The sequence below is a fragment of the Amycolatopsis pigmentata genome, assembly GCF_042684065.1.
GTDB lineage: Bacteria > Actinomycetota > Actinomycetes > Mycobacteriales > Pseudonocardiaceae > Amycolatopsis_E > Amycolatopsis_E pigmentata.
This window is the reverse complement of record NZ_JBHUKR010000021.1, coordinates 141,350-154,061: the sequence shown is the minus strand read 5'-3', so window position 1 is coordinate 154,061 and position 12,712 is coordinate 141,350. Positions and strand designations below refer to the sequence as shown.

Sequence of the window (12,712 nt, the reverse complement as noted above, 5' to 3'; positions counted from 1 at the left end):
TCTTTCCCGCAGCGAAAGCCACTCGGGGGCGAAGCCCGACGTACTCACATGACCGTCATTTTCAGCACCTGAGCCAGGTGCCGCGAGGTCTCGTCCCACGTCGTCAGCATGCCACGGCGCAGGTGAGCCGACCGCTTGAGACGTCTCCGCGACTCCTCGTCGCCGAACCAGCTCCGGAGAGCGACGGCGAGCGCGGTGGCGTCGTCAGGGGGCACGAGGAGACCCGGCACCGAACCGTCGGGCGCCCGGCCGAGCGCTTCCGGCACGCCCGGTGTCCGCGTGGCCAGCACGGGGATTCCACGGGCGAGCGCCTCGGTCACGACCATTCCGAAGGTCTCGGCGCGGGATGGCAGCACCACGAGGTCGGCGGCCGCGTAGGTGGCGGCGAGCGCTTCACCCGTCCGTGGCCCGGTGAAGGTCACGCGGCCGGAGATCCCGTGCCGCTCGGTCGCCTCGCGCAGGCGCCGCAGATAACCGGGATCCCGCACGGGCCCGGTGAACTCGCATGTCCACTGAGGACCGGCCATCGTGGCCAGCGCCTCGACGAGCAGATCCTGTCCCTTGCGGACGGTCACGGACGCGACACACAGCAGCCGCGAAACCCCGTCCGTGCCGGGCGCGAGCGGTGCCGGATCGGTACCGGGGATGACCACGTGGACGCGCTCGGCGCTCAGGCCGTGATGCCGGATCACCCGGCCCGCCACCGCCGGCCCGGTCACCACGACCGCGCTCGCGGCGCCCAGGGTCCGCCGTTCTCTCGCGTCGAGGTCGGCCGCCTCGTCCGGTTCCAGTCCGGTCTCCTCGGCGAGCGGGAGATGCAGGAGGACCACGAGGTGCAGCCGTCGGGCGTGCGGGGTCACGACCTCGGGCACCCCGCACGCCACGAGTCCGTCGATGAGCACGACCTCGCCGTCCGGAACTCCGGCGAGAGCACGGGAAAGCTCAGAGCGGGCGCCGGCGTCCGGGCGCGGCCAGCTCCCGGCGACCTTGATCTCGCGTGGTGCCTTGCCCGCCGCCGCCAGCGCCTGGCACATCCGGCGGTCGTAGACATTGCCGCCGCTGGGCGCACCGGGGTCGTCGACGTCAGCCGACAGAACGAAGATCACGTTCGTAGCTCGCCCAGGCGACGTGCGATTCGTGGAGGGTGACGGTGATCCCGGTCAGGCCGCGCGCGCCTTCGCCCAGATCGCCCGCCGCCACCCGGTCCGCCAGCCGGTCGGCGATGACCTTCGCCAGGAATTCGGTGGAGGTGTTGATCCCGGCGAAGGCGGATTCGTCGTCCAGGTTGCGGTAGTTGAGATCGGCGAGCACCGAGCCGAGTTCGGTGGTGGCCCGCCCGATGTCGACCACGATGTTGTCCTCGTCGAGGTCGGGACGGCGGAAGGTCGCGTCCACCACGAAGGTCGCCCCGTGCAGCCGCTGGGCGGGCCCGAAGACCTCACCGCGAAAGCTGTGGGCGACCATCAGGTGATCGCGGACGGTGACGCTGAACACGGTCCCTCCTCAGGATAGTGCGTGTTTCAAAAGCCCATGGTCCCGCATGAGGTGGGGAGGGCGCGCGGTCGCCGAAGGCTTCGGATTTTCGGAGGCGGGCCGCATGCCTGCGAAAGGCAGGTTCTTCGAGAGCCACGGCCCGTCTACGCAAATCCGATCGCGCGCCTTGGAGACACAGACTGCTAGGGATAGGTGATCCGGTGGCACATCGCGGCGATCTCCCCCGACGCGAGCCGGGGCATCACGGACGGCAGTTCCTCGAACGGGCTTTCCCCGGTGATCAGGGCGTCGAAGGCGGGGTCGGCGAGGAGATCGAGGGCCAGGGCGATCCGGTCGGCGAACGTACGGCGCCCGCGCCGGGCCGGTGAGACCGAACCGACCTGGCTGCTGCGCACGGCCAGCCGCCGTGGATGGAAGAACTCGCCCAGGGGCACGCTCACCCGCCGGTCGCCGTACCAGCTCAGCTCGATGACCTCGCCTTCCGGCGCCAGCAGTTCCAGCGACCGGGTGAGGCCGGCTTCGGTCGCGCTGGCATGGATCACCAGATCGCACTCGCCCTCGGCCTCCTCCGGCGAGGCGAAGCCCGCCCCCAGTGCCTCGGCGACCGCCGCGCGCGAAGGGTCCACGTCCACCAGCTGTACCCGCACGCCGGGCATCCGGGCGAGCAGCCGGGTCACACAGCAGCCGACCATGCCCCCACCGACGACGGCGACCCGGTCGCCGATCAGGGGCGCGGCGTCCCACAGGGCGTTCACCGCGGTCTCCACGGTCCCGGCCAGCACCGCCCGCCCGGGTGGGACGGCATCGGGCAGGACCGTCACCGCGGATTCCGGGACGACGTAGTGGGTCTGGTGCGGATAGAGGCAGAAGACGGAGCGCCCGCGCAGCTCGGACGGCCCCTGTTCGACCACCCCGACGTTGAGGTAGCCGTACTTCACCGGCCACGGGAAGTCGCCGTCCTGGAACGGGGCACGCATGATGGGGTACTGGCTTTCCGGTACGCCACCGTTGAAGACCAGGGTTTCGGTGCCGCGGCTGACGGCCGAAAAGCGGGTGCGGACGAGCACTTCGCCGGGGCCGGGCTCCGTCACCTCGACGGCACGGATCTCACCCGCCAGGCGCGATGTGAACCAAAACGCCCGTGCCGAACGTGTCATGGGTCAACCTCTCCACGCGGGAAGGGTAGTGGCTTGCAGACGATCACGGTAACCGCTGATCACGAACGGGACGTCACGGTGGCGGCTCAGCTCCTGCTGCTGGGCATGCTCGGCCCGGGCGCGCCGGGCTGGATCGCCGGCGTCGCCTACATCGTGGCCCTCTGGCTCGTCCTGAGCATCGCGCTGCACCGCGCGGAGATCCGTTCCTTCCGGCCGGCGGATCACGTGACCCTGGCCAGGGCCGTGCTGACCGGCGGTGTGGTGGCCCTGGTGGCCGACCGGGCCACGAGTGGCGCGGCCTTCGTCGCGCTGGTCTCGGTGGCGCTGGCGCTGGATTCGGTCGACGGCCTGGTCGCCCGCCGTACCGGGACGGCTTCTCCCTTCGGCGCGCGGTTCGACATGGAGGTCGACGCCTTCCTCATCCTGGTCCTCAGCGTGCAGGTGGCGATGTCACTGGGGATGGCGCTCGGCTGGTGGACGTTGACCATCGGCCTGATGCGCTACGCGTTCGTCGCCGCGGCCCGGCCGATGCCGTGGCTGCGCGCGCCGCTGCCGCCGAGCATGGCCCGCAAGACCGTCGCCGCGGCGCAGGGAATCCTGCTCGGTGTGGCCGGTTTCGGCCCGGTTCCCCACCTTGTCGCGATCACGCTGGCCGCGCTCGCGCTCGCGTCCTTGTGCTGGTCCTTCGGCCGTGACATCCGCTGGCTCTGGCTGCGGCGGCCGTCGTCCGCGATCGTCCCATTAGGACAGTCGCGCGGCGGCCATGACGATTTCGGCGGTACTGTCAGGTCCGCGGCATAAGCGGGATCTGCTTGGGGTATCGAGGCTCACCGCTCGCTTGGGTCACGGCTCCTGCTCCGCATTTTCACGAGGAGGGAGATCTGGACCCGAAATTTCGCCGTACATCATCTCGACGGCCCGGTCGGAGCTGACCAGATCTCGGCGCCAAGCTTCGATCACGGCATGGGCATAGGACGGAGGAACGGTCACCGTTTCGAGATCCATGCGAGGAGCCCAGCCAATGGCATCCATGCTCCGCACGAGTCGGAACGCGCTGGCGCAGTTGCCGCGCGGTCACGTCATCGACCAGCTTGGCTTGTGCCGCTTGCCGAACCGCAAGCGACCAAGACGTCCGGAACTCTGCCGCGCGCTTGATCAGCCAATGAGTACTCGTCGCCGAGCACCATGTGCCCGAGTTCATGTGCGCCCGTAGCCCGGCGTCGACCCGGCGCAGCGCCGCGACTCACCACCGCCACAGCCATGTCTCCCTGGACCAATGACGCACCGTCACCTGGGATGTCGGTAACCAGCATCAACTGCCCTGCCCGCTCACAGACGGTCACGCTAGGGTGAGGCTGCGGCGCCTCGCTTTACCCGGTCGTGACAACTCGCGACACCTTGTCCGCCGCTCGCGTCTTGTTGGCGCAACGGTTCCGGACAAGGGAGAGACATGCGCAAAAAACGGCACCTGTACGCGGCGATGGGCTGTCTCGCGGCCGCCGCTGTCGTACTGCCCGTGGTGACCGCCCAAGCCGACGACCCGCAGCGAGTGCCCCTGGGAGGCATGGAAACCCGCAGCGGCGACGTGGTTCGTAAGGGCACGGACAACGGACCGACCGACCCGGCCTCACCGGTGACCGCCCAGGTCTTCCTCGCCGGCGACACAAAAGGCCTGGCCGACTACGCCCGCGCGGTCTCCGACCCGGCCAATCCGAGCTACGGCCACTACCTCACGCCCGAGGATACCCGCGGCCGCTTCGGACCCACCCAGCGACGGATCGACGCCGTCAGCGAATGGCTGCGCGGCACCGGCCTGTCGATCGACAGCGCCACACCGCGCGCCGTCGTCGTGCACGGCACCGCCGCGCAAGCGGCCAGCGCCTTCGGCACCCACTTCGAGAACTACACCTACTACTCCACCCCGTACCGCGCGACGACCAGCCCGATCACCGTGCCCGCCGCCGTGGCACCCGACATTCTCACCGTCACGGGGCTGACCATGCCGACCGGCCCGCGCCGCAAGCCCGGGCCGCCACCACAGCCCACACCCGGCACCCCGTCCGCGAACACGACCAACGACACCGGCAAGCGCGCGGCGAAGAACCTCGCGGCACAGGCCGGTAAGCCGCGCAATCCCTGCCCTGCCTACTACGGCGACACCCCGGCCACCGATCTTCCGCCCGCCTACGGGCATCCCGTCCAATGGGCGCCCTGCGGCTACACGCCCCAACAAATGCGCGACGCCTACGGAGTCACGGGCACCGGACTCACGGGCAAGGGCGTGACCATCGGCATCATCGGTATCTCCAACGAGATCAACATCCTGCCCGACGCGAACCGTTTCTCCACCGAGCACGGGGAGCCCGCCTTCGCACCGGGCCAGTTCACCGCGTATGTCCCAGCCGACGCGCGGCCCGAACCGGTCAGCGGAGAGGAGGCCATGGACGTCCAGGGCGCGCACGCGATGGCCCCGGACGCGAACATCGCCTTCGTGGTCGGTTCGAGGGCGTCCCTGGGGGACGACGTGCTGGACGCGGTGGTCCAGATCGTGGACCGGCATCTGGCGGATGTCGTGTCGGGTTCCATCATCACCGGCTACACGCCCGGAGCGGCACCCGAAGCGATCGCCGCGTACGAGCGCGTGTTCCAGGAGGCGGCCGTCGAAGGCATCGCCCTGAATTTCGCCAGCGGCGATTCGGGCGGCGGTCTGATCGACGGCGTACCCACTGTCGAATACCCGGGCTCCAGCCCCTGGGTGACGTCGGTGGGCGGGACCAGCCTGGCCATCGGCGAACAGAACAGCTATCTGTGGGAGATCGGCTGGGCGAACGACAAGTCGGAGCTGTCCGCGGACGGCACCCGGTGGGACCCCGAACCGCCCGGCGACCAGTCGAAGGCATCCGGTGGCGGCACCAGCACGGTGTTTCCCCAGCCGTTCTACCAAAACGGTGTCGTACCGGCGTCCTTCGCCGGCACCCCGCCGATGCGCACCGTCCCCGATGTCTCCGCCTCCGCCGACCCCGAGCTCAACCTCTTCATCGGCGTGACTCAAGCGGACCGGAACGGCAACCTGGCCTACACCGTGGAGAACGGCGGCGGAACCAGCCTGGCCTCTCCGTTGTTCACCGGCATCGAAGCACTTCTGGTGCAGGAACACGGTCCGATCGGATTCGCCAACCCGGCGCTCTACGCCCGGCACGGCGGGGAAAACTACCACCGCATCCTCGGCAATCCGGTGGGCACGAAGGACACCGTCGCCTACGCGACGATGTTCCACGATCAGATCGAACTCGTCACCCCCGGGCAGTTCGCGGACAGCAACCTGAAATTCGCGCCCGGTTACAACACCACGACCGGCCTCGGTTCACCGACCCGGCAGCTGATCGACTCGTTCCGCCCGAAGAGATAGTTGCTTAACGCAATCACGATTCGACCCCCAGCGGGGAGACCGTTTCCGCGATGGCGGTGAAGCGCGCGAAGGCGGTCACCAGCGCGGCGCGGTCGGCCGTGTCCAGCCGGCCCAGGATCGCCGAGAGCACCGCTCGGCGATCCTGGTCCACCCGCTCGACGATCTGCCTGCCCTTGGCTGTCGGCGCCAGCAGCGTTTCCCGCTTGTTCAGCGGATTCTGCGCACGCTGCACCAGGCCTTGAGCCGTGAGCTTGTCACAGGCACGGGTGACCGACGAGGGGTTGAGGCCGAGCGCCTGGGCCACCCGGCTCATCGTGACCGGGGTGCGATCGGCGATCACTCGCAGCGCGCGGAACTGCGTCATGGTGAGTTGCCCGATGATCTTCTCCACCGTGGAATCGGCTATGTCGACCATCGCGCGGAGCGCTGCCAGCGCGATGCCCGCCTCGCTTTCCGCCGTGCACGTTTGCGTCACGCAACTATGATAGGGCATAGCGAGCGTGAGGAGGGAGAAATCGTGGCCACACACGCCCTGCCCGATCCGGTGATCCGGCCCGGGACTCCGGTGGACGTGGACGTCCCCGGCCTGGCCGCCGCGCTGCGGGCACGAGTCGACGGCGAAATCCGCTTCGACGACGGCACCCGTGCCGCCTATTCCACCGACGGGTCCAACTTCCGCCAGGTACCGATCGGCGTCGTGGTGCCGCGCAGCCCGGAGGCCGCCGTCGAGGCGATCGCCGTGGCGCGAGAGTACGGCGCGCCCGTGCTTTCGCGCGGCGGCGGCACGAGCCTGGCCGGCCAGTGCACGAACACCGCGGTGGTGCTGGACTGGTCGAAGTACTGCGGCAAGCTGGAATCCGTGGACGCCGACGAGGCGACCTGCGTGGTGCAGCCCGGCATCGTGCTCGACGACCTCAACCGGCAACTCGCCGACACCGGCCTCCGCTTCGGCCCCGAGCCCGCCACCCACATGAACTGCACCCTCGGCGGCATGATCGGCAACAACTCGTGCGGGGCCACGGCACAGCGCACCGGCAAGGTCGTCGACAACATCGCGGCGCTGGAGGTGCTGTGCTACGACGGCACGCGCTTCTGGTGCGGCCGGGATGCCGAGGGGGGCACAGCCCCCCACACCCCCCACCGGGGGCAAGCCCCCAGACCCCCTGCCGACGACGAAGCCTACGCCGAGATCGAGCGTCACGGCAACCGGCGGGCCGCCATCTACCGCCAGTTGCGGCACCTGCGCGACACCTACGCCGAACGGATCCGGGAGACCTACCCCGACATTCCCCGGCGCGTCTCCGGCTACAACCTCGACTCGCTCCTGCCCGAACACGGCTTCGACGTGGCCGGGCTGCTGGTCGGTAGTGAGTCCACTTTGGTCACCGTGCTGAGAGCGAAGCTGAAGCTGGTGCCGGTGTTGAAGGAACGGACCCTCGTCGTGCTGGGCTACCCCAGCGTCGACAAGGCCGCGGAGGCGGTCCCCGCGATCCTGCCGCACGAGCCGGTCGCACTGGAAGGCCTGGATTCGAAGCTGCTCCGGGACGAACGGATCAAACACCTGAACCCGTCCGCGATCAGCAAGCTTCCCGAGGGCCGGTCGTTCCTGATGGTCCAGTTCGGCGGGGAGGACATCGAGGCGGTGGACAAACAGGCCCAGCGGATGCTCGACGACCTGCACGACAGCCCGCATCAGGCCGATGTCGCGTTCCTCGACGAGCCCGCCCTCGAGACCGAACTCTGGCAGGTTCGCGAAGCCGGACTCGGTGCCACAGCGCATATTCCGGGCAAGCCGGACACCTTCGAAGGGTGGGAGGATTCGGCGGTCGCCCCGGATCGCCTCGGCGAGTACCTGCGCCGCCTCAACGCGCTGTACGAGGAGTTCGGGTACCTCAGCGACACCGGCCCCAGTCTTTACGGGCATTTCGGGCAGGGCTGCGTGCACACCCGAATCCCGTTCGACCTCTACACCGCGAGCGGGGTGGCGACCTACCGCCGGTTCCTCGAACGCGCCGCGGACCTCGTCGTCGAGTTCGGCGGTTCGCTCTCCGGTGAGCACGGGGACGGGCAGACCCGCGGCGAGCTCCTGCCGAAGATGTTCGGCGAGGACATCGTCCACGCCTTCGGGCAGCTCAAGGCGATCTTCGACCCCCAGGACCGGATGAACCCCGGCAAGGTGGTCGCCCCGCACCCGCTCGACGACAACCTGCGGCTCGGCGGCGACTGGTCACCCGCCACGCCGCAGAACCTGTTCTTCCGCTATCCGCACGACGGAGGGTCGTTCGCCCAGGCGGCCAACCGCTGTGTCGGAGTCGGCCGCTGCCGCCAGCAGACCACCCCGTCGGGTCAGGTGATGTGCCCGTCCTACCAGGTCACCCGCGAAGAGGAACATTCCACGCGTGGCCGGGCACGGCTGCTGTTCGAAATGCTGGACGGGCACTCCGACGGTCCGCTCACCGACGGCTGGCGGTCGACGGCGGTGCACGACGCGCTCGATCTGTGCCTGGCGTGCAAGGGTTGCAAGACCGACTGTCCGGCCAATGTGGACATGGCGACCTACAAGGCGGAGTTCCTCGCCCAGCATTACCGGCGGCGGCCGTGGCGACGGCCGAGGGCCCATTTCTCGATGGGCTGGCTGCCGGCCGTCGCGCAACTGGTGGGCCGCCTTCGGCTCAGCCGCCTGGTCAACGCGGTGACGCACACTCCCCCGCTCTCGCGCCTCGCGGTAGCCGCGGCGGGCGTGGAGGATCGCGAAATCCCGCTGTTCGCCGGGGAACCGCTGCAGCGGTGGTTCGCGCGGCGCGGTCCGCGCGGGGACGGCGCCCGCGGCACCGTCCTGCTGTGGCCGGACACGTTCACCAACCACTTCCATCCGCACGTCGGACAGGCCGCGGTGGAACTCGTCGAGTCCGCGGGCTGGCGCGTCGAGATGCCCACCGCGCCGTTGTGCTGTGGCCTGACCTGGATTTCCACCGGGCAGCTCGGCGTGGCGAAGAAGATCCTCACCCGCACCGTCCGCGCGCTGGCCCCGCACCTGCACGACGGCGGTCTCGTGCTGGCCCTGGAGCCGAGTTGCACCGCGGTCTTCCGCGCGGACGCGCCCGAACTGTTCCCCGAGGACCACGACGTGCGACGGCTGCGCGATCAGACGGTGACCCTGGCCGAACTGCTGACCGACCACTCCCCCGGCTACCGGCCTCCGACGGTCGACGGGGCGAAAGCACTGGCGCAGGTGCACTGTCACCAGCACGCCGTCCTCGGCTGGGACGCCGACAAGCGCCTGCTGGAGCAGGCAGGCGTCGACGTGGAACGCCTGGACTCCGGCTGCTGCGGGCTGGCCGGGAACTTCGGCTTCGAGCCCGGTCACCTGCCGGTCAGCGAAGCCTGCGCGGAACGGGTTTTGTTGCCGAAAGTTCGGGAAGCCGATCCGGACACCACCGTGCTGGCGGACGGGTTCAGCTGCCGGACCCAGATCCATCAGCTCGACAGCGGTGGCCGGGAAGCCGTTCACCTGGCCGAACTCCTCGCGAGGCCGGCCCGCGAGGAGGGCAGGCGATGAGTTCACTGTCCTTTGCGGACACACCTGATCAGGAGCCGCCGTGCGTGCGTTGACCGTGGTCCCGGGAAAGGCCGATTCCCTCCGGGTGTGCGACATCCCCGAGCCCGAGCCAGGGCCGGACGAGTTGCTCGTGCGGGCGCTCGCGCTGGGCGTGTGCGGGACCGACAAGGAGATCGCCGCCGGCGACTACGGTGACGCGCCGCCCGGCGCGGACCGCCTGGTGCTCGGGCACGAGTCGCTCGGGCGGGTGGAGCGAGCCCCGGCCGGAAGCGAATTCTCCTCCGGCGATCTCGTGGTCGGTGTGGTGCGCAGGCCCGATCCGGTGCCCTGTGGAGCGTGCGCGGCGGGCGAGTTCGACATGTGCCGCAACGGCCGTTACACCGAGCGCGGAATCCGGCGGCTCGACGGCTACGGCAGCGAACTCTGGACCGTGGACAGCCACTACGCGGCGGGCGTCGACGCGAGGCTCGAACCGGTGGGGATGCTGCTGGAACCCACCAGCGTCGTAGCCAAGGCGTGGGAACAGATCGAGCGGATCGGCGAACGTGCCTGGTTCCGGCCGGAGCGCGTCCTGGTGACCGGCGCGGGGCCGATCGGACTGCTCGCCGCGTTGCTGGGTGTCCAGCGCGGGCTCGACGTCCACGTCCTCGATCGCGTGACCGGTGGCCCCAAACCGGGCCTGGTTTCCGATCTCGGCGCGACCTACCACACCGACGACGCGGCCACCGTGGCGGAGCGGATCCAGCCCGACGTGGTCGTCGAGGCGACCGGGGTGGGCGCCCTGGTGTTCGACGTCATGCGGCATGCCTCGGCGTGCGGAATTGTCTGCCTCACCGGCGTCTCCTCCACCGGGCGCAGGCTGTCGGTCGACGCCGGTGCGGTCAACCGGGAACTGGTCCTGGAAAACAACGTCGTGTTCGGTTCGGTGAACGCGAACCGGCGCCATTACCGGCAGGCCGCCGAGTCGCTGACGAAGTCCGATGTGGACTGGCTGGAACGGCTGATCACGCGGCGGGTGCCGGCCGATCGTGCCGCCGACGCGTTCACCGCTGAAGAAGACGACGTCAAGGTCGTCGTCACCTTCGACTGAGGGGAGTCGTCTCATGACCATGCTGATCGAGGACTACGCGCTGGTCGGCGACCTGCACACCGCGGCACTGGTATCCCGGGAAGGGTCGATCGACTGGCTGTGCGTGCCCCGGTTCGACTCCCCGGCCTGCTTCGCCGCGCTCGTCGACACCGATCCCAGTGACGGCCCGGCCGGAAACTGGCTGCTCGCGCCCGCCGCGGGTGGTCCCGCCACCCGCCGTTACTACCGCGGCAACAGCCTGGTCATCTGTCACGAGTGGGACACCCCGGACGGTACGGTCCGGGTGCTGGACTTCATGCCGCCCGGCACCGGCTCGCGACCGAGGACCCCGGATCTGGTCCGGATCGTCGAGGGGGTCTCCGGACGGGTGCCGATGCGGTCGCTCATGCGCCTGAGGTTCGACTACGGCTCGATCGTTCCGTGGGTAAGCCACAAGGAAGGCCAGTTCGTCGCGACCGCGGGGCCGGACGCGGTGTGGCTTCGTACCCCGGTGCGGCTGCACGGGCGCGACTGGGCGACCCACGGCGAGTTCACCGTCGCCGCCGGGGAGCGGGTGCCGTTCGTGTTCAGCCACCGTGCCTCGCACCTGCCCGCGCCGGAGACCATCGACGCGGAGACGGCCTTGGCGCAAACGGAACGGTTCTGGTCGGACTGGATTTCCCGCTGCCGGTACAACGGGAGATGGCCGGAGGCGGTGCGCCGCGCCCTGATCACCCTCAAGGCCCTGACCTACGCGCCCACCGGCGGCATCCTCGCCGCGGCGACGACCTCACTGCCCGAACGGCTCGGTGGCTCGCGCAACTGGGATTATCGCTTCTGCTGGCTCCGCGACGCGACCTTCACGCTCCAGGCCCTGATCGGCACCGGGTACACCGAGGAGGCGCGGGCCTGGCGGGAGTGGCTGGTCCGCGCGGTGGCCGGGGACCCGGCGCGGCTCCAGGTCCTCTACGGACTCGACGGCAGGCGACGGCTCCCGGAGTCCACTGTGGACTGGCTGTCCGGCTACCGGAAATCCGCCCCGGTCCGGGTGGGCAACGCCGCGGCAGGCCAGCTGCAGCTCGACGTGTGGGGCGAAGCGCTCGACGGCCTGCACCTCGTCCGCGAGGCGGGACTGAAGGTCGAGAACTCCGCGTGGGACATGCAGCGAGCCATGCTGGACCATCTCGAAGGCCACTGGGACGAACCCGACAACGGGCTGTGGGAAATGCGCGGGCCGCGACGGCAGTTCGTGCATTCCAAGGTCATGACGTGGGTGGGCGTCGACCGCGCCATCCGCACCGTGGAAAGGCACGACCTCGGCGGGCCCGTCGATCGCTGGCGGGCGCTGCGCGAGCGCATCCACGACGACGTCTGCGCACACGGCTACGACTCCGACCGGAACACCTTCACCCAGTTCTACGGATCGAAGGGACTCGACGCGGCTTTGCTGCTCATCCCGCGCGTGGGATTCCTGCCGTGGAACGATTCGCGCGTGCGCGGCACCATCGACGCGGTCCGCGAGCAACTCTGCCGTGACGGTCTCCTGATCCGCTACGACCCGGACGCCGACGGGGGTGGCGTGGACGGGGTGGACGGTAGCGAAAACTGCTTCCTCGCGTGCAGCTTCTGGCTCGCCGACGCGCTCCACGGGTCCGGGCGGACCGCGGAAGCCGAGAAGTTGTTCGAGCGCCTCCTCGGTGTGCGCAACGATGTCGGATTGCTCAGCGAAGAATACGACCCCGTGCGCGGAACACAGGTCGGCAACACACCGCAGGCCTTCAGCATGGTCGGTCTCGTCAACACGGCTCGCCACCTCGCGGGCAGTCACACCACCACCAACGCCACCCGGGGCGAGCAACGCTTCACCGACTGACCGTCCATCTCGGGAAGCGCTTTCCGAACGCGGGTCCGCCGGCCCGGCGAAAGCGCTCTTGAACAATCATTAAGTCACGTCGGCGCCGCGACGGCGCATGTCCTAACCGGAGCGCCAGTGGGTGACGCGGAGTGGCCGCGCGAAGCTCCAT

The 12,712-nt window shown here is 69.5% G+C and carries 10 protein-coding genes; 5 read left to right on the top strand and 5 right to left on the bottom strand.

The annotated features are described in order from the left end of the window. Positions 1-44: 44 nt before the first annotated feature. From ACFSXZ_RS31990 to ACFSXZ_RS31980, 3 genes are all read right to left on the bottom strand, one after another. Positions 45-1,106 carry a glycosyltransferase family 4 protein gene (locus tag ACFSXZ_RS31990; protein ID WP_378269286.1) on the bottom strand — a complete coding sequence of 354 codons (1,062 nt, stop codon included), beginning with the start codon at positions 1,104-1,106 and terminating at the stop codon, positions 45-47. Next, complete coding sequence (locus tag ACFSXZ_RS31985) at positions 1,084-1,494, bottom strand: 6-pyruvoyl trahydropterin synthase family protein (protein WP_378269284.1); 411 nt, start codon at positions 1,492-1,494, stop codon at positions 1,084-1,086. The genes ACFSXZ_RS31990 and ACFSXZ_RS31985 overlap by 23 nt, the downstream gene beginning before the upstream one ends. A gap of 182 nt (positions 1,495-1,676) precedes the next feature. Then, the gene (locus ACFSXZ_RS31980) at positions 1,677-2,651 is read right to left on the bottom strand and encodes a zinc-dependent alcohol dehydrogenase (protein WP_378269282.1); all 975 of its coding nucleotides are present in this window, start codon (positions 2,649-2,651) and stop codon (positions 1,677-1,679) included. A gap of 105 nt (positions 2,652-2,756) precedes the next feature. On the opposite strand from ACFSXZ_RS31980, the gene ACFSXZ_RS31975 reads away from it, so the two are divergent. Next, complete coding sequence (locus ACFSXZ_RS31975; RefSeq protein ID WP_378270074.1) at positions 2,757-3,452, top strand: CDP-alcohol phosphatidyltransferase family protein; 696 nt, start codon at positions 2,757-2,759, stop codon at positions 3,450-3,452. Between the two features lie 42 nt (positions 3,453-3,494). Here the strand turns inward: ACFSXZ_RS31975 and ACFSXZ_RS31970 are convergent, their stop codons facing one another. Continuing rightward, complete coding sequence (locus ACFSXZ_RS31970; RefSeq protein ID WP_378269281.1) at positions 3,495-3,656, bottom strand: hypothetical protein; 162 nt, start codon at positions 3,654-3,656, stop codon at positions 3,495-3,497. Between the two features lie 445 nt (positions 3,657-4,101). Here ACFSXZ_RS31970 and ACFSXZ_RS31965 point away from each other — a divergent pair, with 445 nt between their 5' ends. Continuing rightward, positions 4,102-6,060: a S53 family peptidase gene (locus ACFSXZ_RS31965; RefSeq protein WP_378269279.1), complete on the top strand. Its 1,959-nt coding sequence runs from the start codon at positions 4,102-4,104 to the stop codon at positions 6,058-6,060. A 13-nt stretch (positions 6,061-6,073) separates the two neighbouring features. Here ACFSXZ_RS31965 and ACFSXZ_RS31960 read toward each other — a convergent pair whose 3' ends face one another. After that, on the bottom strand, positions 6,074-6,535 hold the full coding sequence (locus tag ACFSXZ_RS31960; protein ID WP_378269277.1) for a MarR family winged helix-turn-helix transcriptional regulator: 462 nt from the start codon (positions 6,533-6,535) through the stop codon (positions 6,074-6,076). A gap of 42 nt (positions 6,536-6,577) precedes the next feature. Between ACFSXZ_RS31960 and ACFSXZ_RS31955 the strand changes: the two genes are divergently transcribed. The 3 genes from ACFSXZ_RS31955 to ACFSXZ_RS31945 are packed head-to-tail and all read left to right on the top strand — an operon-like array spanning position 6,578 to position 12,561. After that, entirely contained in the window at positions 6,578-9,619 is a 3,042-nt protein-coding gene (locus ACFSXZ_RS31955; protein ID WP_378269276.1) for an FAD-binding and (Fe-S)-binding domain-containing protein, read from the top strand. Between the two features lie 40 nt (positions 9,620-9,659). Further along, positions 9,660-10,709 carry a glucose 1-dehydrogenase gene (locus tag ACFSXZ_RS31950; RefSeq protein ID WP_378269275.1) on the top strand — a complete coding sequence of 350 codons (1,050 nt, stop codon included), beginning with the start codon at positions 9,660-9,662 and terminating at the stop codon, positions 10,707-10,709. Positions 10,710-10,722: 13 nt separating this feature from the next. Further along, positions 10,723-12,561, top strand: coding sequence for a glycoside hydrolase family 15 protein (locus ACFSXZ_RS31945; RefSeq protein ID WP_378269274.1), 1,839 nt, complete (start codon positions 10,723-10,725; stop codon positions 12,559-12,561). Positions 12,562-12,712: the final 151 nt, after the last annotated feature.

What these genes read in the sequence shown, in the direction of transcription:
- ACFSXZ_RS31970 (WP_378269281.1), bottom strand. Translation starts at nt 3,656, where the DNA reads ATGGATCTCGAAACGGTGACCGTTCCTCCGTCCTATGCCCATGCCGTG.
- ACFSXZ_RS31965 (WP_378269279.1), top strand. Translation starts at nt 4,102, where the DNA reads ATGCGCAAAAAACGGCACCTGTACGCGGCGATGGGCTGTCTCGCGGCC.
- ACFSXZ_RS31980 (WP_378269282.1), bottom strand. Translation starts at nt 2,651, where the DNA reads ATGACACGTTCGGCACGGGCGTTTTGGTTCACATCGCGCCTGGCGGGT.
- ACFSXZ_RS31945 (WP_378269274.1), top strand. Translation starts at nt 10,723, where the DNA reads ATGACCATGCTGATCGAGGACTACGCGCTGGTCGGCGACCTGCACACC.
- ACFSXZ_RS31975 (WP_378270074.1), top strand. Translation starts at nt 2,757, where the DNA reads ATGCTCGGCCCGGGCGCGCCGGGCTGGATCGCCGGCGTCGCCTACATC.